General features: G+C 36.7%; 15 protein-coding genes. 10 read left to right on the forward strand and 5 right to left on the reverse strand.

The window, feature by feature from the left end; all coding sequences use genetic code 11:
- The first annotated feature begins 10 nt into the window (after positions 1-10).
- The 5 genes from K322_RS0104130 (at position 11) to K322_RS0104150 (ending at position 5,807) form a co-directional block, all read left to right on the forward strand.
- Complete coding sequence (locus K322_RS0104130) at positions 11-511, forward strand: NADH-quinone oxidoreductase subunit J family protein (RefSeq protein WP_026625751.1); 501 nt, start codon at positions 11-13, stop codon at positions 509-511.
- 42 nt (positions 512-553) lie between these two features.
- A complete protein-coding gene (gene nuoK, locus K322_RS0104135; RefSeq protein ID WP_026625752.1) occupies positions 554-874 on the forward strand; it encodes an NADH-quinone oxidoreductase subunit NuoK in 321 nt (106 codons plus the stop codon).
- Positions 875-974: 100 nt separating this feature from the next.
- Positions 975-2,861 carry an NADH-quinone oxidoreductase subunit L gene (gene nuoL / locus K322_RS0104140; RefSeq protein ID WP_026625753.1) on the forward strand — a complete coding sequence of 629 codons (1,887 nt, stop codon included), beginning with the start codon at positions 975-977 and terminating at the stop codon, positions 2,859-2,861.
- A gap of 74 nt (positions 2,862-2,935) precedes the next feature.
- Positions 2,936-4,375 carry a complex I subunit 4 family protein gene (locus tag K322_RS0104145; protein WP_026625754.1) on the forward strand — a complete coding sequence of 480 codons (1,440 nt, stop codon included), beginning with the start codon at positions 2,936-2,938 and terminating at the stop codon, positions 4,373-4,375.
- A 43-nt stretch (positions 4,376-4,418) separates the two neighbouring features.
- The gene (locus K322_RS0104150; protein WP_026625755.1) at positions 4,419-5,807 is read left to right on the forward strand and encodes an NADH-quinone oxidoreductase subunit N; all 1,389 of its coding nucleotides are present in this window, start codon (positions 4,419-4,421) and stop codon (positions 5,805-5,807) included.
- Between the two features lie 160 nt (positions 5,808-5,967).
- Here the strand turns inward: K322_RS0104150 and K322_RS0104155 are convergent, their stop codons facing one another.
- The 3 genes from K322_RS0104155 to K322_RS0104165 form a co-directional block, all read right to left on the reverse strand.
- A complete protein-coding gene (locus K322_RS0104155) occupies positions 5,968-8,523 on the reverse strand; it encodes an adenosylcobalamin-dependent ribonucleoside-diphosphate reductase (RefSeq protein WP_026625756.1) in 2,556 nt (851 codons plus the stop codon).
- Positions 8,524-8,861: 338 nt separating this feature from the next.
- Complete coding sequence (locus tag K322_RS0104160) at positions 8,862-10,193, reverse strand: DUF4270 domain-containing protein (protein WP_026625757.1); 1,332 nt, start codon at positions 10,191-10,193, stop codon at positions 8,862-8,864.
- Positions 10,194-10,373: 180 nt separating this feature from the next.
- Positions 10,374-11,183 (reverse strand): glycogen/starch synthase, encoded by an 810-nt coding sequence (locus K322_RS0104165; protein WP_026625758.1) that lies wholly within the window; start codon positions 11,181-11,183, stop codon positions 10,374-10,376.
- 195 nt (positions 11,184-11,378) lie between these two features.
- Here K322_RS0104165 and panC point away from each other — a divergent pair, with 195 nt between their 5' ends.
- The 3 genes from panC to K322_RS0104180 all read left to right on the forward strand — a co-directional run bounded on the left by panC (position 11,379) and on the right by K322_RS0104180 (position 14,034).
- Complete coding sequence (panC, locus tag K322_RS0104170) at positions 11,379-12,227, forward strand: pantoate--beta-alanine ligase (RefSeq protein WP_026625759.1); 849 nt, start codon at positions 11,379-11,381, stop codon at positions 12,225-12,227.
- A gap of 15 nt (positions 12,228-12,242) precedes the next feature.
- Entirely contained in the window at positions 12,243-12,596 is a 354-nt protein-coding gene (gene panD / locus K322_RS0104175; RefSeq protein WP_026625760.1) for an aspartate 1-decarboxylase, read from the forward strand.
- Between the two features lie 100 nt (positions 12,597-12,696).
- Entirely contained in the window at positions 12,697-14,034 is a 1,338-nt protein-coding gene (locus K322_RS0104180) for an MATE family efflux transporter (RefSeq protein WP_026625761.1), read from the forward strand.
- 496 nt (positions 14,035-14,530) lie between these two features.
- Here K322_RS0104180 and K322_RS0104190 read toward each other — a convergent pair whose 3' ends face one another.
- Positions 14,531-16,018 carry an acetyl-CoA hydrolase/transferase family protein gene (locus K322_RS0104190; protein WP_026625763.1) on the reverse strand — a complete coding sequence of 496 codons (1,488 nt, stop codon included), beginning with the start codon at positions 16,016-16,018 and terminating at the stop codon, positions 14,531-14,533.
- 56 nt (positions 16,019-16,074) lie between these two features.
- Positions 16,075-16,533: a hypothetical protein gene (locus tag K322_RS0104195; RefSeq protein WP_026625764.1), complete on the reverse strand. Its 459-nt coding sequence runs from the start codon at positions 16,531-16,533 to the stop codon at positions 16,075-16,077.
- 370 nt (positions 16,534-16,903) lie between these two features.
- Between K322_RS0104195 and K322_RS0104200 the strand changes: the two genes are divergently transcribed.
- Both K322_RS0104200 and K322_RS0104205 read left to right on the forward strand, forming a co-directional pair.
- Positions 16,904-18,013 (forward strand): PCMD domain-containing protein, encoded by a 1,110-nt coding sequence (locus tag K322_RS0104200; protein ID WP_026625765.1) that lies wholly within the window; start codon positions 16,904-16,906, stop codon positions 18,011-18,013.
- 91 nt (positions 18,014-18,104) lie between these two features.
- Positions 18,105-18,821, forward strand: a complete 717-nt coding sequence (locus tag K322_RS0104205; RefSeq protein ID WP_157279384.1) for a porin family protein — start codon at positions 18,105-18,107, stop codon at positions 18,819-18,821.
- Positions 18,822-19,048 lie beyond the last annotated feature (227 nt).

Raw genomic sequence — 19,048 nt, forward strand, 5'->3', positions numbered from 1 at the left:
ATCAAAAAAGATGATTACAATAATTTTTTATATTCTGGCGGCAATTACATTAGGTTCGGGTCTGTTGACTGTATTGTCTAAAAATCCCGTACATAGTGCAATTTATATGATTGTCTGCTTTTTTTCAATTGCCGGACACTTTTTGATGCTTAATGCACAGTTCCTATCTGTAATACATATTATTGTGTATACCGGAGCAATTATGGTGCTGTTACTGTTTACCTTAATGCTTATGAATCTGAATGAACAGCATGAGCCCGCTAAAAAAATAGCGAGTAGGGTTGCTGCAACAGTTTCTGCATGCCTGATGGTGGTGGTTATGCTGGCTGCTCTATTGAAAGCTACACCGCAGATAGAGGTTTACAAGAATGCAGAGGTTGATTTTCAGTCGGTAAAAGTGATTGGCGATGTTATTCTGAATGAATATTTAGTACCATTCGAGTTTGCATCTGTATTGCTTATTGCTTCGATGATCGGTGCGGTATTAATATCCAAGAGAGAAAATAGATAAGAAAATATAATAAAAGGCCTAAAGCCTTAATGCGTAAAAGCTATGCAAGATATATTAGAACAAGTTGGAATAAATAATTACATCTATCTGTCGGCTTTGCTGTTTTGTGTAGGTGTACTGGGTATGCTGTACAGGCGTAGTACGATAGTCATGTTAATGTCTGTAGAATTGATGCTTGCTGCTGCCAATATGTTGTTGGCTGTATTTTCGGTTTATCATCAGGATGCCAGTGCTCAGGTATTTGTCATTTTTTCGATGGCTGTAGCTGCCGCTGAAGTAGCAGTTGGGTTGGCTATCTTAGTTTCAATTTTCCGAAATATCGGTTCTATTGATATTGATAAATTAAAAAACTTGAAAGGATAAGCCGCAGGCTTTTTTATTTGAAACAAGGTAGAATTGTAAATCAATATAATATATAGTTATTATTTTTTAATAATGCTTTAAATACTTACTATAACTAAGGATGGAGACAGGATTGGTATTATTACTTTTGATTTTTCCGCTGATAGGTTTTTTGATAAATCTGTTTGGGGGTAAAAAGTTAGGAAAGACACTACCGGGGCTTATAGGAACAACAGCTGTAGCTGGTAGTTTTGTTATTACGTTAATTTATTTCATTAAGATATTATCGACCGGAGAGGCTCTTCATATCCATTTGTTTCAGTGGGTAAGTTTCGCTGAGTTTACTGTTAATTTCGATTTATTGTTAGATCAATTATCTCTAATCTGGTTGATGTTTGTAACAGGTATCGGTACATTGATTCATTTGTATTCGATCGGTTATATGAAAGGCGATGAGCATATCGACCGCTTTTTTGCTTATCTCAATCTGTTTATCCTGTTTATGATTATTCTTGTGACAGCTAACAATTTGGCTATCATGTTTATCGGATGGGAAGGAGTTGGTCTTTGCTCTTATTTACTTATAGGATTCTGGTATAAAAATCATAAGTTCAATGATGCAGCAAAGAAAGCGTTTATTATGAATAGGATAGGGGACTTCGGATTTCTTACCGGAGTATTTACCCTTGGATATATCTTCAAAACAATTGATTTTGATTCTTTAAAATTAGCGGTAACGACTACTTCTAATTTGGGAGTGAGCGGATTGTTAAGTGTCGGAACATTTTGTCTTTTTGTCGGAGCAATGGGTAAGAGTGCCCAGATACCGCTATATACATGGTTGCCTGATGCGATGGCCGGACCAACTCCTGTTTCGGCATTGATACACGCTGCAACGATGGTGACTGCCGGTATATTTATGGTGACCCGCCTAAATTTCCTCTTCAATCTGACTCCCGATGTACAGATGATTATAGCTGTCATAGGATCAGTTACGGCATTGTTTGCTGCTTCTATCGGTATGTTTCAGACTGATATTAAGAAAGTATTGGCATACTCCACCGTATCTCAGTTGGGGTTGATGTTCTTGGCTGTAGGGTTAGGTGCTTATCATGTAGCAGTATTCCATGTTATAACTCATGCATTCTTCAAAGCTTGCCTTTTCCTTGGATCGGGTTCGGTAATACATGCCATGGGCGGCGAACAGGATATGCGTAAAATGGGTGGGTTGCGTAAAGCATTACCTATAACATTTGCTACATTCTTTATATCTACACTGTCTATTTCGGGAATTCCTCCCTTTGCCGGGTTCTTCTCGAAAGATGAAATAATGATTACTGCTTTTGAACACAATAAAGTTCTTTGGATTTTAGCTGCTCTAGCTTCTCTGATGACTGCCTTTTATATGTTCAGAGCATTGTTTCTTACATTTAATAAAGATTTCAGAGGCACTGAAGAGCAAAAACGTCATTTACACGAATCTCCGTCGGTAATGACTCTTCCTCTTATTATTCTGGCTGTTTTAGCTACAGTGGGAGGTCTTATCAGTTTGCCTTTCGGATATAGCTGGCTGAATGGTTATCTTTCTCCCGTCTTATCCGCAGGTATACCTGAAGCTCATGGGGCGGGTACACTTCAAATCGTATTGATTGCGATTTCAATAGCAATTGCCCTCATTGGTTTAGCTGTTGCTTATTATCAGTACATCTTAAAATCTGTTGTACCAGAAGAAGATGATAAAATCACAGGATTTGCAAAAATTGCTTACAATAAATATTATATTGATGAGATATATAATGCTGCATTTGTAAAACCATTCTATGTATTGGCAAACTTTTTCAAGAATATAGTTGAAAAAGTAATGAATGCTATCGTATTCGGTTTTGGTTACCTGATCGGTGCATTGTCAATTCCTTTAAGAGCCGTCCAAAATGGAAGTATCGGGGTTTACCTGTTCTTCTTTGTTATCGGGTTCTGTACGATTGCAGCTTACCTATTTCTTGTCTAGTTAATCAGTTGGGGGAAACGTTTACTAATAAATGATTATAAAAGGGTCTGAAACCCTTACAATTTTATAAAAATATGAATATCGCTATTATATTACTTATTTTATTAGCAGGATCATTTGTGACATACTTTTCGGGTAACCGGTTTGCATCGAAAGTAGCTATGTTATTTGCTATAGCGGGAGCTGTGTTTTCAATATCGCTTTTATTGGAGCATAATCCGGCTGCAGCACCGTATACTTTTACGTTAGAATGGATTAGTAAGCCCAATATATCCTTTTCATTGAAAGCTGATGGATTGTCGATAGCTATGGTCTTGTTAAATTCGATACTCCTGCCGATTATCATATTGACAAGTATTTCTCATACGGTGAAGTCCGAAAGAATATTGTATAGCCTTATTCTGTTTATGTCTTTTGCTATGTCTGGCGTATTTCTCAGTAGTAATGCTTTGGTGTATTATGTATTCTGGGAAATGTCTCTTATACCGATTTACTTCATTGTTGTGCTTTGGGGGAATGGTGAAAGGGCTAAACGCCGAAGAGCTGCTATGACTTTCTTTATATATACATTTGCTGGATCGTTATTTATGTTGGCTGCAATTATATATATGTATTCGAAAGTAGGAAGTCTCGAACTGGATGCCATATATAATGCAAACCTGAGCCATACTGAACAAATCTGGATATTCCTTGCATTTTTTCTTGCTTATGCAATTAAGATACCTGTGTTTCCTTTTCATACATGGCAGGCAAACGTTTATCAAAAAGCACCTATGGTGGGAACCCTTTTGTTGGGAGCACTCATGTCAAAAATGGGATTGTACAGTGTTATACGTTGGCAGTTGCCGGTGACTCCTTATGCGTCACACGAACTTCGTTCGCTTGTTCTGATACTTTCGATAATTGGAGTTATATACGGTGCAATTATAGCATTGAGACAGGATAATCTTAAACGCTTTTTTGCCTATGCATCCCTTTCTCATGTCGGATTTATAGCAGCCGGCGTATATTCGTTAACCTATGACGGGCTATTAGGTGCAGTGCTGCTTATTCTAGCTCATGGATTTGGTATTGTCGGATTGTTCTTTTCTGCTGAAGTGATACATCGAAGACTAAAAACTCCATTGATCAGCAAGATGGGAGGTATTAAAAGCAGTGCTCCCAAATTTACACTGGCATTCTTTTTTATGGTGCTGGCTTCTATCGCTTTACCCCTGACATTTAATTTTATCGGAGAATTTACCATTATGTATGGTATCTATCAGGTACATATAGGATACTTGCTTGCAATAGGAACATCCATGTTCCTGGGTGCATTCTTCATGCTGCGTATGTATCAGTATGTAATGTTAGGAGACAATAAGCAATCTTCATTTTCGGATCTGACAGTGAATGAAACTTTGGTTTTTGTTTTATTGGCAGCAGTCCTTATATTCTTTGGGATATATTCAAAACCCATTGTAGATTTGGTATCTCCAAGTTTGCAGGAAATTATGATGTATATAAACAGATAAGGTATCAGACCTTTTTAGTGAACAAAATATAGCAAAATAAATAATGAGTACATTGATAGCAGTCTCGGGATTAGGTATACTGAGCTTATTACTTGAGATTTTAAATTTGAGAAAAATCCTTGTTCCGGTAGTCGTTTTAGGTTTGGCCGGAATATTAGGTATGACTTTAGCTGAGTTTTATCTGGATAAATCTTTTTTAGATATCGACAGTTATAATATGGTTGTCGGTACGGGTTATTCACGGGGCTTTTCAAGCTTATTCATTATATTGACAATGTTTGTGATAGTGATGAGCCCAAAGTTTTATGCAGATAGGATAACAAAGATTGCTGATTATGTATCTTTGATAATTTTTATGCTGGCTGGAGCAGTAGCAATGGTTTCTTTTGGAAACTTATCTATGTTTTTCATCGGTATCGAGGTATTATCTATTTCAGCTTACGTTTTGGCTTCAAGTAACCCGAAAGATAAAAAGAGCAATGAGGCAGGAATGAAATATTTCATTATGGGGGCTTTTGCTTCCAGTTTCATTCTGTTTGGTATTGCTTTAGTATACGGAGCTATCGGTTCGTTTGATATCCAAACAATTATTGCTATATCTACGGCACAGGCCGGACATTTACCTATTTGGTTTAATATCGGTTTTGTAATGATTGCCGTAGGGTTATTCTTCAAAGCCGGGGTTGTTCCATTTCATTTTTGGGCTCCGGATGTTTATGAAGGATCCCCCACATTAGTTACTGCATTGATGAGTACGTTGGTGAAAGTTGCGGCTATCGGTACACTTTATAAAATATTCGTTATTTTTTCGGCGGGAATGACTCCAGTATTCCAAATCGTAGTTGTTGTTCTTACTATCTTAACGTTGAGTGTCGGTAATATTACTGCACTTCGTCAACGAAACCTGAAACGATTGATGGCATATTCGGGTATATCGCATGCCGGATTTATGATGATGGATCTCTTATCTAACGGTACAGGTACAAATGCGATTCTTTATTATGCATGTGCATATGCTTTTGCCGGTATTGCTGCATTTGCCGTTATTATGGCTGTATGTGGAGATAAAGACGAGGACATATCTAATATATTCGGTCTGGCTAAAGATAAACTATATCTGGCTGGTATTTTCACTTGTGCAATGGTTTCTTTAGGAGGTATTCCTATTTTTGCCGGATTCTTCGCTAAATTATTTATGTTTAGTCAGATGATAGATTCCGGCTATCTGATTCTTGTAATATTCGGGGTGATAAACTCTATTATAGCTATCTATTATTATTTTGGAACAGCAAACGTTATGTTTACTAAAGATTCTGTTAGAACGGAACCTTTGAAAGTAGATGTTCGTTATGTTGTTGTTGCATCGATAGCTATTATACTGAATATTGTAATAGGTCTTTTCCCTTCTTTAATTATGGGATTATCTATCTGATATTATATTTCTCTAAAGATAATACAACCGCAGATGATGTCTGCGGTTTTTTTGTGCCTGTATTGTTTGTCTGGATTAGGATTGGTTCATAGCAATACATAAAAAACTCCGGAAGAATTGATTCTTCCGGAGTTTTTTATATAGATGGAGAGTTATTTTATTAACCGCATTTTGATGCTCCACAATTGCTGCATTTTAAACAACCTTCCTGATATACAAGGGTTTCTTGTTCACAAACAGGACATTTTTGCCCTTTTAGCTCTGCCCCATTTGGCAGATATTTTTTCAAGGCTCTTTCAACACCGTTTTTCCAAGTATTAATAGTTTCACTATCCAGCTCTAAGCCCTGTACAAGTTTAATGACTTGATCTATTGGCATAGCATATCGTAGTACTCCTGATATTAATTTTGCATAGTTCCAGAACTCAGGATTAAACTTACTGTTAAGTCCTTCGATAGTGGTTTTATAGCCCCTTTTATTTTTGAACTGGAAGTCGTAACTGCGTTCTCCGTCATCATCAGTACGTTTGATGATAATACCTTTGTTCACATGTTTTGGCAGCATAATACCTTCGTCATCATCATTCAACCCGGTGAATATTTCATATGGACGATTGTCAACCATACCAATAAAGGCGATCCATTTTTCTTTATTATTCTGGAATCTGATAACGTCTGCTTCGAGTTCTTTGGGTCTTGAAGGAATTACAGTTGGACGTTCGAAACAATCTCCGCAATCTTCTTTTTTGCTGCTTTTCTTTTTATCATCAGCTGAAATCAACACACCGGCTCTTGATCCGTCACGATATACGGTACATCCTTTACATCCGCTTTTCCAAGCCTCAATATAAAGTTTGTTTACTAAGCCTTCTGATACGTCTGCAGGTAGATTAATCGTAACACTTATTGAGTGATCGACCCATTTTTGTATACGTCCCTGCATTTTTACTTTTTGCAGCCAGTCAACATCATTCGATGTTGCTTTGTAGTAAGGCGAGTCGGCAATAAGTTTATCCAACTCTTCGTTACTATATTTCTTTGCTGTAGGATATCCTTTTGCTTTCATCCATGTAACGAATTTATGGTGGAATACGATGTATTCTTCCCAAGAGTCTCCGTTTTCGTCAACGAAGTCAATTTTAGTAACCTGAGCATCATTCGGGTTTACTTTGCGACGACGTTTGTAAACAGGTAAAAATACAGGTTCGATACCTGATGTTGACTGAGTCATCAAACTTGTTGTTCCGGTAGGAGCTATTGTAAGACAAGCGATGTTACGTCTACCGTATTTTTCCATTTCAGAATATAGTTCAGGATCTGCAGCACAAAGCCTGTTTATAAATGGATTGTTTTTTTCTCTTTCAATATCAAATATTTCAAAAGCACCTCTTTCTTTAGCCAACTCTACTGATGAACGATACGCTGCGATAGCAAGGGTACGTTGTACTTCTTCGGCTAATGCTGTAGCATCTTCTGTTCCATAACGAAGATTCATTGCAGCTATCATATCTCCTTCGGCAGTGATACCAACTCCGGTTCTCCGTCCTTGAAGTGTTTTTTTACGGATTTTATTCCATAAATTTCGTTCTGTGAATTTTACTTCTTCTATTTCCGGATCTTCATCAATTTTTTTAAGAATATGATCAATCTTCTCAGTTTCAAGATCAATAATGTCATCCATGATACGCTGTGCCAAAGCAACGTGTTTTTTGAATAAATCGAAATCGAAGTAAGCTTTTTTTGTAAACGGATTTACCACATAAGAGTATAAATTGATTGCTAACAAACGGCAGCTATCATAAGGACATAGTGGAATCTCCCCGCAAGGATTGGTTGAAACAGTTCGAAAACCTAGATCAGCATAACAATCGGGAACAGATTCCCTTATTATTGTATCCCAAAACAGAACTCCGGGCTCAGCCGATCTCCAAGCATTATGTACGATCTTTTCCCAAAGTTGTGTAGCGTTTATATCTTTAACAGTAGATGGTTTATCTGAGTTTATCGGGTATTGCTGAGTGTAGCTAGTCTGATCGACTACAGCTTGCATAAATTCATCATCAATTTTCACCGAAACGTTCGCTCCGGTAACCTTGCCTTCTATCATTTTTGCATCGATAAACGATTCTGCATCCGGATGTTTGATTGATACACTTAGCATTAATGCTCCGCGTCGCCCGTCCTGAGCAACCTCTCTGGTTGAATTCGAATATCTTTCCATGAATGGAACTAGTCCGGTAGAAGTCAGAGCCGAGTTTTTTACCGGCGAACCTTTGGGTCTGATGTGAGACAAATCGTGACCAACTCCCCCTCTGCGTTTCATTAATTGAACCTGTTCTTCATCGATGTGCATGATAGCTCCATACGAATCGGCAGAACCATCGATACCGATAACAAAACAGTTAGAAAGAGATGCAATCTGAAAATCATTACCGATTCCGGTCATCGGACTTCCTTGCGGAACGATGTATTTGAAACGATCAAACAAATCGAACAGCTGTTGAGATGTCAGTCCGTTTTCATAAACTTTCTCTATACGTGCAATTTCATTGGCAAGTCTCCAATGCATGTCGATTGGAGTTTTTTCGTATATATTACCTTCGGCATCTTTCAATGCGTACTTGTTGACCCAAACCTTTGCGGCTAATTCATCCCCTTCGAAGTAATCTAATGTGGCTTCATAAGCTTCATTAAACGTGTAAACTGTACGTTCCATTATGTTTTCTTGATGTTATATATTTTATGACTGCGAAAATAGAAATACTGATCATAGATCACAAATTTTATAACAATTTCTTTTCAACAAAGTTCTAAGTTTTCTAAAATAATTTTTAATATATTGATTTGTAGTAGTTTAATTTTTTGATTCTGCTTAAAAGTTTTCCGAAAATATTTTTGATAGTATTTGCTGAAAATGAAAAGTTTTCTTAAATTATAGAAGGTTGGATAAGTATAATTTTCCGAAAATAAAAACTTTTTTCTAATAAAAATCCAATAAAAAAACTCAGGAAGATTCTTCCTGAGTTTTTTTATTGGATTTGATTTCTTTATGATTTATTCAAATTTCGTATATATGAGTGTAAGTCTCATATCCTTTATATTATTTCTAAAGATAGATGCTGTTGGGAACATTTGATTATATACCCTAACCGTTTGACTGTTATAATAAGAGTCTATTGATGCTATTTCTATGGGTATTAATACAAATGTGGGATCTTCTGTCAGGTTCTTATCTTTGTATAATGTTATCAGTTGAGATAAATTGCTGAACTTGTAAGAGTTCGTTTCCTTGACCCTGGTCGCTGAGAAAGTCGTCTTACTATCCGGTAGTTTTTTATGTGTAAAGAAATAATCTACAGAATCCTTATTTATAAGAAGAAGAGTCTGGGGTCTTTGGTATGAGAAAGTGCCCGTCGGTTCTTTTTCTGTATAACCGGTTACGCTGAACAGTGCAGTGTTGATGGATGCAAAATTATTCTTTGCTATATTCTCTTTGATCTTCTTTATCGGAAATACTATTTCAGGATATACTCCTGCAGGAGATTTGGTATAGACCATGCCCGAATTTTGATCAAATAATCCATTCGGGTTTTTATTTTCAATATGGATTAATTGATTAACCTCTGTTGTTGATGTTAGTGTGAATGAGCCTTTTCCTAGTGAGTCTGCTTTTGCAGTATAATACTTGTAATCTATTATAATTGACGTTTGTATTGGTTGGATAAGTGTTCCGGATCCTAATGTTGTAGTTATGTATAGTCCGGGGAAATAATTGTTAAATGTTTTTGAATCAGTAACGGTTCCTGCTTTAATCGCTTGATTAAGATTTTTTGCAAAAGCGGAATCCATTGGTGCATAAATCTGTCTGTAGTTAGATGTCGAACTAACCTTTTTGGAACCGGCAACAGAGAAAGTACTGCTTGCCAAAAGCGTTTTCATGTCGGAATATTTCTTAGGATCTGCATTCGTGAAAAAATATTCGGGCAGTTGTTGGGTTACTTTATATGCGGATAGTCCCATGGGAGAAATTGTGTCTCCTAAGAAATTCATATATCCGATAACCAGATTGACGGATGTTATAGATGCAATCTTTTCGTTGAATTTAGCACTGTCAGGAAACATAAATTGGCACAAGTAATCAGATTTGACAGAACCGAAAATATCATCTTCATATTTGCCTAATATTCCGTTTACTGTTTGGGCGTATACTGAATCCTGCATGGAAATAGTTTTTGCTATAACGGACAGAGTATCTGTACCTGCAGTAATATTATCACCGGGAGGTTGCAATGTTCCTCCGATGTTATTTAAATCATCATCACAAGACGCTAGAGATAATGTGATAGAAAATGTCAAGACTAGAGATAATAGCGTGCTTAGTTTCATCCTGCTTATTAAAAATTTACATTCTTAAGGTTTTGATACCTAGTAAGTATCTTTGGCAAGTGTTTTGTCTATTAGAGATAATTAGTGTATCTGATATTTTACAATTGCTAAAGATGCCCAAAGATCATAAAAAATATGTACTTGCAAAAGCAAATACATATTTTTCATTTTTTTTATGAATTAAATGGTGTCATAAAATTCATTAATAGCATCGGCTGCCTCCAAAGCATTTCCGCTGTATGGTAAGAATTTGATCTTATTCTTTTCGATATACTCTAAAGACTGAGGATCCACAGTTGCTTCTTGTTGTATAACTCCATCGGAGTATTTCATTGCAAACTGAGTCAGTTTTGCATAATCGACCTCTGCTCCTGCAATGTCTTTCACATGTTTGTCTGTTATACCTGCAAGCTTTAGTTTATTGGCAAACTTATCGGAGAAAGGCTGTTTAAAGTTGTCGTTGTATAGCGAGTATGCAATCTTCACATCTTTAAAGCAAGGATCATCTGCAAATGCAGTCTTTAGATACAATGGAGCCAAAGCTGTTATCCATCCGTGGCAGTGAACAACATCCGGTATCCATCTAAGTTTCTTTATGGTTTCTAATACACCTCTTATATAAAAGATGCTGCGTTCTTCATTGTCGGCAAATTCTACGCCGTTTTCGTCTTCAGTAGTAAATTTACGGCTGAAAAAATCATCATTGTCAATGAAATAAACCTGCATACGAGCTGCTTGTATCGATGCTACCTTGATTATCAGAGGATGGTCTGTATCGTCGATAATCAGGTTCATGCCCGATAAACGAATAACTTCGTGCAATTGGTTTCTACGTTCATTTATACTTCCGAACTTAGGCATAAAAGTCCTGATCTCTTTGCCTTTCTCTTGTATTGCCTGAGGTAGATTTCTGCAAGTTTCTGCTATCGTAGATTCGGGTAGATACGGGAAAATTTCTTGTGTGATGAATAAAACTCTTTTTACGCTCATTGTAGTTGTTTCGTTTTTACGTTACAAAGATAATAAAAAAAAATCTGGTTTTTAGCAATTTTCTGTGAATCAAAAAATGCAAGAGTCATAAATGATGTTGTTTTTTAGGAAATGAAAGCCCCGAAAGTTTCATATTTCATAAATATTTAGTTGCTTTGCACTGTTATTTGGATAACAAATTTAGGTTAAGCGTTTATGATTATTTTAGAAACGGTTTCAGACCTTCAAAAGGCCATTTTTCCATTAAAAAAAGAAGGGAAGTCTGTCGGTTTCGTTCCTACTATGGGAGCCTTGCACGAAGGACATGTCTCTTTAGTTAAGAAAAGTATTGAACAGAATGATATCACGGTAGTCAGTGTTTTTGTAAATCCTACCCAGTTCAATAATCAGGAAGATCTTATTAAATATCCGAGAACTTTAGATAAGGATACCTCTTTGCTTGAGAGTGTCGGTGCAGATATTGTATTTGCTCCTTTGGTCAAAGAAATTTATCCCGAGCCGGATACCCGCCAGTTTGATTTTGGATTATTGGATAAGGTGATGGAAGGCAAATTTCGCCCCGGACACTTCAATGGTGTAGCTCAGGTGGTGAGTCGTCTTTTTGATATTGTAAAGCCAGATAGAGCCTATTTCGGAGAAAAAGATTTCCAGCAGCTAGCTATTATCCGGGATATGGTTAAGCAGTATAATTTCCCAATCGAAATCGTACCCATGCCTATAATCAGAGAGCCATCGGGTTTAGCTAAAAGCAGTCGTAATCAACGATTATCGGAAACCGAAAAAGAACAAGCTGTAGCTATCAGCCGAATATTGTTCAAAAGTAAATCGGAATGCGGTAGATATTCCGTGAAAGAAACGCTCAAGAATGTAATTGATGATATAAACAATGTAGAATCCCTTACAGTCGAATATTTTGAGATCGTGGATGGAAATACATTGCAGACAATAGATAATTGGTCGGATACCTCATATGCCGTTGGTTGTATAACCGTATTTTGCGGAGATGTGAGGCTGATTGATAATATTACCTACTTTAATAAATAGTTACTTAAAATAGAAATGAAAATAGAAGTTCTGAAATCGAAAATACATCGGGTGACGGTAACTGAAGCCAACCTTAATTATGTAGGGAGCATCACGATAGATGAAGATCTGATGGATGCAGCCAATATGATTGCAGGTGAAAAAGTATGTATTGTAGATAACAATAACGGAGAACGCCTCGAAACATATATAATCAAGGGAGAGCGTGGATCCGGAACCATTTGCCTGAATGGGGCTGCTGCACGTAAGGTGCAGCCGGGCGATGTCATTATCATTATATCGTATGCTATAATGGATTTTGAAGAAGCTAAGACTTTTAAGCCGTGGATTGTATTTCCTGACACTAACACCAATAAGCTGATTAAGTAAAATTTAAAGACTAAATTATACAGATGAAGCGGGGTGATCCAATAACAGAATCATCCCGTTTCTTGTCTGTAAGAATATCGAACACGCTCATATTTACTCTATGGAATCAAAGTTATATTCTTATAAGGATATATGGTTGGTAAGTCTGCCCATTATGCTCGGACTGCTTACTCAAAATATAATGCAAATAACCAATACCATCTTCTTGGGAAGGGTAGGAGAGGTTGAATTCGGAGCTGCCGGCCTGGCAGGTATATATTATATAGCTTTCTTTATGCTGGGGTTCGGTTTCAGTATCGGAGCGCAGATTATGATAGGCAGACGCAACGGCGAGCGCAATTACGACCAGATAGGTACAATTGTAATGCAGGGAATGATGTTTTTGCTGTTATTCGCAGCATTGCTATACTTTGCGTCTAATGCTTTTTCATCGCATCTGCTGCCTATTCTGATCAAATCACACCATGTATATGAGGCAGCAGCGGAGTATCTCGAATGGCGGACATTCGGCTTTTTCTTTGCATCGGTCAATATTATGTTCCGTGCATTTTATGTCGGCATTGCCCGTACCAAAGTGTTGACATTGAATGCTGCTGTAATGACCGTTGTGAATATCATTTTTGATTATGTCCTTATATTCGGGAATTTCGGGTTTCCTCAGATGGGTATAGCCGGAGCAGGTATGGCATCGGTATTGGCAGAGATTGCTTCTATTATCTTCTTTATTATTTATACAGCGAAGACTGTAGACCTCAAAAAATATGGGTTTCAGAAAATGCGGTTTAAATTCTCTATTGTGCGTCGTATACTCGATATATCGGTGTTTACGATGGCTCAGTATGCAATATCGATGTCAACGTGGTTTATCTTCTTTCTTGCAATAGAAAATCATGGAGAAAGAGATCTTGCCATCACTAATATTATACGTACATTTTATATGATATACTTTATTCCGATGAATGCTTTGTCTACAACGGCTAATACGTTGGTGAGCAATACTATCGGGGCAAAACAGTATGATAATGTATTAAAACTGGTAGGCAAAATATGTATACTCAATCTGGCTATAGTTGTTGTAATGGGTATCATAACAGCAATAAAACCTGAGCTGTGGATCGCCCTGATAGCTTCGAATAAAGATATGTCTTTGGTGTACGAAACTGTTAAACCTCTTTATGTCCTGATATTTGCTCTTCCTATCTGTAGTTTGGGAACCGTATTATTTAATGCGATTTCGGGAACCGGTAATACTCGTTGGGCTCTTATATTCGAGCTTATCACTATCTGTTTGTATGTATTGGCCATGTATATAATAGTGATACACAACAAATCGGAGGTTGCAATATGCTGGACTGTTGAATATGTATATTGGGGTACATTGATGATACTTTCGTTTATTTACCTCAAAAAAGCCAATTGGCGGAATAAAGAGATTTGATAGATCGATCAACTGTGTTCAGTTAATTGAATTACTTAAAAAAGGTTACAAAGGTAACATGCTCTATGATTATTTTTCAATGACACCTTTTTTACGTTTAAGTAAGATAACCGACATGGTAAGGGTGAAATCTTCTGCCTTAGTTGAACATCAGGTGTGTAATTATATACCCCGACAAAAGTTCATAAAAAAAGGTTACAAAGGTAACAGCGAAATTATACTTTTTTCGATGATACCTTTTCGTTATTCCGGATTTTCACAGCCATTTAAAGAACACTTTCTTTATAGATAAAAAATAAAAGGGCAGATCGAAAATAATTTCACCTGCCCTAATAATATTTTATGTCCTTTGTTGTAATACAGAATTTACTATCTATAAGATTATAAATACCATAAAGCGAAATATCTAAAATGTTTATTTTTAACACTTCATACAAAAAAAAAGCAGGTTATCATTTATTGATAACCTGCTTTTGCTCTTTTATAAAAAATAATATTACTTATTTTCCCATTTTACATTATGCATATCTCCAGTTTCAAGGAAAGCCTTATGGAAAGCATAACAATTATAAGGATCGAAAGGTGTTTGTCCTTTCACTTGATTATTCAGATATTCGTGAAGTAATGGTCTGTAATCAGGATGCGCACATTTTTCGATAATTTCTTCAGCACGCTCTCTTGGAGATTTACCTCTAAGGTCAGCAATACCATATTCCGAGATAATAATCTTCACTGAGTGTTCGCTGTGGTCTTCGTGAGCAACCATAGGAACAAATGCACTGATTTTTCCGTCTTTAGCAGTCGATGGTGTAACGAATATAGATACGTATGCTCCACGAGTGAAGTCTCCTGATCCACCGATACCGTTCATCATCTTAGTACCCATTACGTGAGTAGAATTGATGTTTCCGAATATATCGGCTTCCAATGCGGTATTGATAGCAATTACTCCTAATCGGCGTACAACTTCTTGGTTATTAGAGTATTCAGAAGGGCGAAGGACAACTCTTTCTTTGAAGAATTCAAGATTTTTATAAATTTTCTCTACGCAGGGGTTACTTACTGTAAGAGAACAGCCGCTGGCAAATTTAATACGTCCCGATTCCATCAGGTCGATAACAGCATCCTGAATAACTTCGGTATAAACTTCAAAATCCGGAATTTCTTTACTTTCTCCCATTGCAGCCAATACTGCATTTGCAATATTGCCTACACCTGATTGTACAGGAAGGAATGTTTTTGGCATACGCCCTTCTGCCATTTCTTTAATAAAGAACTGTGCTACGTGATTACCTATTTTAGTAGTAACTTCATCTACCGGAGCAAAACCACCACCTTCGTTAGGTGTATTTGATTCTACAACAACTATTTTAGCCGGATCAACTTTTATATGGTCTTTTCCGATTCTGTCTCTAACCGAATAAATTGGAATTTCGCCACGGTGAGGAGGATCTTGTAATTCTGCAATATCATGCATTCCTCTCATTCCTTTCGGATTCCATGTATTAAGTTCAACAATGACTGTTTTTGCCAAGCGTGCTACAGTGGGTGAAATACCAACTCCGCAGGTAGGAACTATTTCTCCATCTTCGGTCACATCGCAAGCCTCAATGATGGCTACATCTACACCTCCTAAGAAACCATAACGAATCTCTTGTGCTAGAGACGATAAGTGCATATCGAAATAAGGAACTTCGCCTGAATTAATAGCATTCCTTAAATCTTTGTTTGTTTGGTAAGGTGTTCTGAATTTGATAGCATGTGCTCTTGCTAAAACTCCGTCAAGAAGGTCTCCGGTAGATGCTCCGGTAAACATTCCGATTTTGAAAGGATTACCTTTTGCATGTTCTGCGTCGGCTATCTTAGCGATAGCGGTTGGTACTACCTTCGGACATCCGGCATGAGTAAAACCACTGAAACCTACATTATCTCCATTTTTGATAAGGCTCGCCGCCTCATCTGCACTCACAAACTTTAATGCCATTGCTTTATTAATTGATTATTTATTTTAAGGTCTCTGACCTATTTATTAACTCTGTTTTAATATTTACGCTCCAAAATAATGGAATGAATAAATGCCCTCTTCAGATCAGCAGAGGTCTCCAGCTGCAAATCCTGAGCAGCATTACTATTTGTTTTTTCTTCGTATATCAGTGCCATTTCTTTTTTATCATCAGTTATATCTGACATTACCGACGAAACGCCTTCCTGAGTATAGTCATACCCCATAGAAGTAAGTGTCTGATATTTATTTACAGGATTTAGTATGGGAGCTATTGGTTTGTTTTCTTCCGAAATCTCGGATTGTACAGTTCTGGGTCTCGAAAACGGAGCGGGACTAGATTGTGTTGTATTTTCTTGACTAGCTGAAGATACTGGTCTTGGGCGTGCTTGGGTTAATACCCTTTCTTTATTCTTTTTAGCCTCTTTCTGGTAATTGCGGACAATATTTACAATAACAACTATCGCCACAATTCCGTATATTATAAGATTCTCCATATTCAAACAAATTTTAAGGCCATAGACCTTTTAGTAAACTCATCAAGTAAACAACAATAGTCAGTTATGTTTAGATATCAAATTCTTGCCGTTACTCACTCTGAAAAATAGAATAATACAAAGGTACAAATTAAGTTGGTTTACCTAAATATAATACAGAAAACTTTTAAGGCTTCAAGCCTTTTTCTGAATTGGTCAAGTATAACAGCAATAGTTCGTTATCTAAAAAAATACAAGATTAAACTCCTGACTTGAAATAGTATGGTTGTAATGTTTGTCATACGACAAGATAAAATAACATTCTTTGTTTTGTATTGAACAAACAGATGTATATATCGTTTTAATGACGAACAACTATTTTTTTTAGTCAATGAAATCCAAGCTAACATTAACCACTCTCATCGTGGTTTTTACAACATTCTCATCATGTATTAAAGATGAACCTGAAAATATCGAAGCTGATATTCTAAGTTTTGAATTTCCGGAGTATACCGGTTTAAAGGTATCTCCAAGTAAAGAAACCAACCTTATCCTTTTCGAAGTGACGGATACCTCCCAAATTGACATTACGAGTTTGCGCCCTGAAATAAAACTGTCTGAAGGGGCAACGGTATATCCTTCACCCAATGAATATCAAGACTTCTCCGATACGGTAAGCTACACGGTATATTCAGAAAATAAAGAATGGAACAGAGTATATAAAGTTCTAATAAACAGAACCCTTCCTTTAACCTTTCCTTTTGAAGAATGGGGTACCGGGGGAGTTGGTATAATGAGTTATCCTAAATTAATGGATGATACATGGGCTACTGCCAATCAGGGTATTGCATTAGCTAAATTCGGAAAAGTAGAGGAATTTCCCACAGATTTTACGACAGATGCTTATAGTGGAAAATATGCAGCCAGGCTGAAAACCCAACGTGGAGGCAACTATTTTGGTTTTCTGATACCTATTTTTTCGGGATCTTTGTTCAGGGGGCAATTCGGACCTATAGTGATGTCTGATTTTGCCAAATCTGTAAAATTCGGACAACCTCATCCCTTCGATAAGGGAAGGCCTGTATCTTTCAAAGGATATTATAAATATAAAGTGGGTGATCCTTTTTATGACGAAAAGGACAACATTATTCCTGGACGGATTGATGAGTGTTCTATCTATGCAGTATTTTATAAAGTAACGAAAGGTGTGATAGGAACAAAGAATGATGAGTTTCTTGATGGAAATAATATATTGACATCTGATAAAATAGTCGCTATTGCCAAGTTGGACGATACTTCGGAGAAAGGAGAATATACACACTTTGATCTACCTTTCAGGTACAAAGAAACTCCCGATTATACCCAGTATGATTATAAACTGGCTGTAGTATTTGCCTCAAGCAAAGAAGGCGATTTCTACAGAGGAGCTGTAGGAAGTACACTAACTGTCGATGAAGTAGAGGTTGTGTGTCAAGCCTATTCATCAAAAGAACCTCAATAAAAATAGCTTATCCGAATCTAAAAGAAGAGACTGTTAAATTATAAATGTATTTAATACAATGATCAGATATATTTGTTTTACTGTAATCTGTATGTTTTCATTATCTGCATACAGCCTTGATTTCCAAAAAGAAAACCTTGAACATAAAATTGTAGCAGGATTTAACCTCGGAGCTACAACTCCGACCTCTATTCCCCGTGAAGTTCGAAAGATAGGAGCTTGGTGGCCTCAATTCACTCCACAACTGGGATACCATATTATATACAACACCAATAATAAGTGGGCCTTGGGATCGGGTATTCTTCTTGATTATAAAGGAATGGGGGTAAGAGATAAAGTCAAATATCTTTATACCGAAGTAAAATTGGAAGCTGACGGGAACTATCTTAGCGGATATTTTTCGGGCAAAAATGAAACAACCGTAAAAATGGCATATGTAACCATACCCTTATTTGTGCGTTACAAAATTAATGAAAAATGGAATATCCGTGCAGGCGGCTATGCTTCATATGCTTATAGTACTTCATTCAAAGGTAAAGTATGGGATGGTTATATGAGGGCCCCCGACCCAACAGGTTCTGAAATATTAATCGAGAATAAAGGAGATGCTACTTTTTATTTCGGGGATGAAATACGAACCTTTGATTTTGGAGTTTTGGCAGGATGCGACATGAAAATAAATCATCGTTTCAGTTTGTCAGGCAGCTTCAATTGCGGGTTAACTCCTGTTTTTAGTAATAGTTTCAAAGCAGTTCCATTTAAAATGAATAATATATATGTATCATTAGGAATGTCCTATAATCTGTAGAATGTTCTTATATACATCAAATCAAAGAGTCATTCGCTGCTGAATGGCTCTTTGATTTTAACAAATAAATATTTATATTTGTCACATAAAATTTCTCTGTGTATTAATTATGACTTCGATTTTCACATATATAAATGTCGAGATTAATCTAAAATTTAACATTTTGGGTTTGGCTATGTCGTGTGAAATATTAGAGAGAGAGAGAGAGAGAGAGAGAGAGAGAGAGA

The organism is Indolivaga capnocytophagoides DSM 22835 (assembly GCF_000426485.1).
Classification (GTDB): Bacteria; Bacteroidota; Bacteroidia; order Bacteroidales; family Dysgonomonadaceae; genus Dysgonomonas_A; species Dysgonomonas_A capnocytophagoides.

Coding starts and splice junctions, on each gene's coding strand:
- K322_RS0104160 (WP_026625757.1), bottom strand. CDS start 10,193: ATGAAACTAAGCACGCTATTATCTCTAGTCTTGACATTTTCTATCACA.
- K322_RS0104190 (WP_026625763.1), bottom strand. CDS start 16,018: ATGGCATTAAAGTTTGTGAGTGCAGATGAGGCGGCGAGCCTTATCAAA.
- K322_RS0104205 (WP_157279384.1), top strand. CDS start 18,105: ATGTTTTCATTATCTGCATACAGCCTTGATTTCCAAAAAGAAAACCTT.
- K322_RS0104130 (WP_026625751.1), top strand. CDS start 11: ATGATTACAATAATTTTTTATATTCTGGCGGCAATTACATTAGGTTCG.
- panD (WP_026625760.1), top strand. CDS start 12,243: ATGAAAATAGAAGTTCTGAAATCGAAAATACATCGGGTGACGGTAACT.
- K322_RS0104195 (WP_026625764.1), bottom strand. CDS start 16,533: ATGGAGAATCTTATAATATACGGAATTGTGGCGATAGTTGTTATTGTA.
- nuoK (WP_026625752.1), top strand. CDS start 554: ATGCAAGATATATTAGAACAAGTTGGAATAAATAATTACATCTATCTG.
- K322_RS0104155 (WP_026625756.1), bottom strand. CDS start 8,523: ATGGAACGTACAGTTTACACGTTTAATGAAGCTTATGAAGCCACATTA.
- panC (WP_026625759.1), top strand. CDS start 11,379: ATGATTATTTTAGAAACGGTTTCAGACCTTCAAAAGGCCATTTTTCCA.
- K322_RS0104145 (WP_026625754.1), top strand. CDS start 2,936: ATGAATATCGCTATTATATTACTTATTTTATTAGCAGGATCATTTGTG.
- K322_RS0104150 (WP_026625755.1), top strand. CDS start 4,419: ATGAGTACATTGATAGCAGTCTCGGGATTAGGTATACTGAGCTTATTA.
- K322_RS0104200 (WP_026625765.1), top strand. CDS start 16,904: ATGAAATCCAAGCTAACATTAACCACTCTCATCGTGGTTTTTACAACA.
- nuoL (WP_026625753.1), top strand. CDS start 975: ATGGAGACAGGATTGGTATTATTACTTTTGATTTTTCCGCTGATAGGT.
- K322_RS0104165 (WP_026625758.1), bottom strand. CDS start 11,183: ATGAGCGTAAAAAGAGTTTTATTCATCACACAAGAAATTTTCCCGTAT.
- K322_RS0104180 (WP_026625761.1), top strand. CDS start 12,697: ATGGAATCAAAGTTATATTCTTATAAGGATATATGGTTGGTAAGTCTG.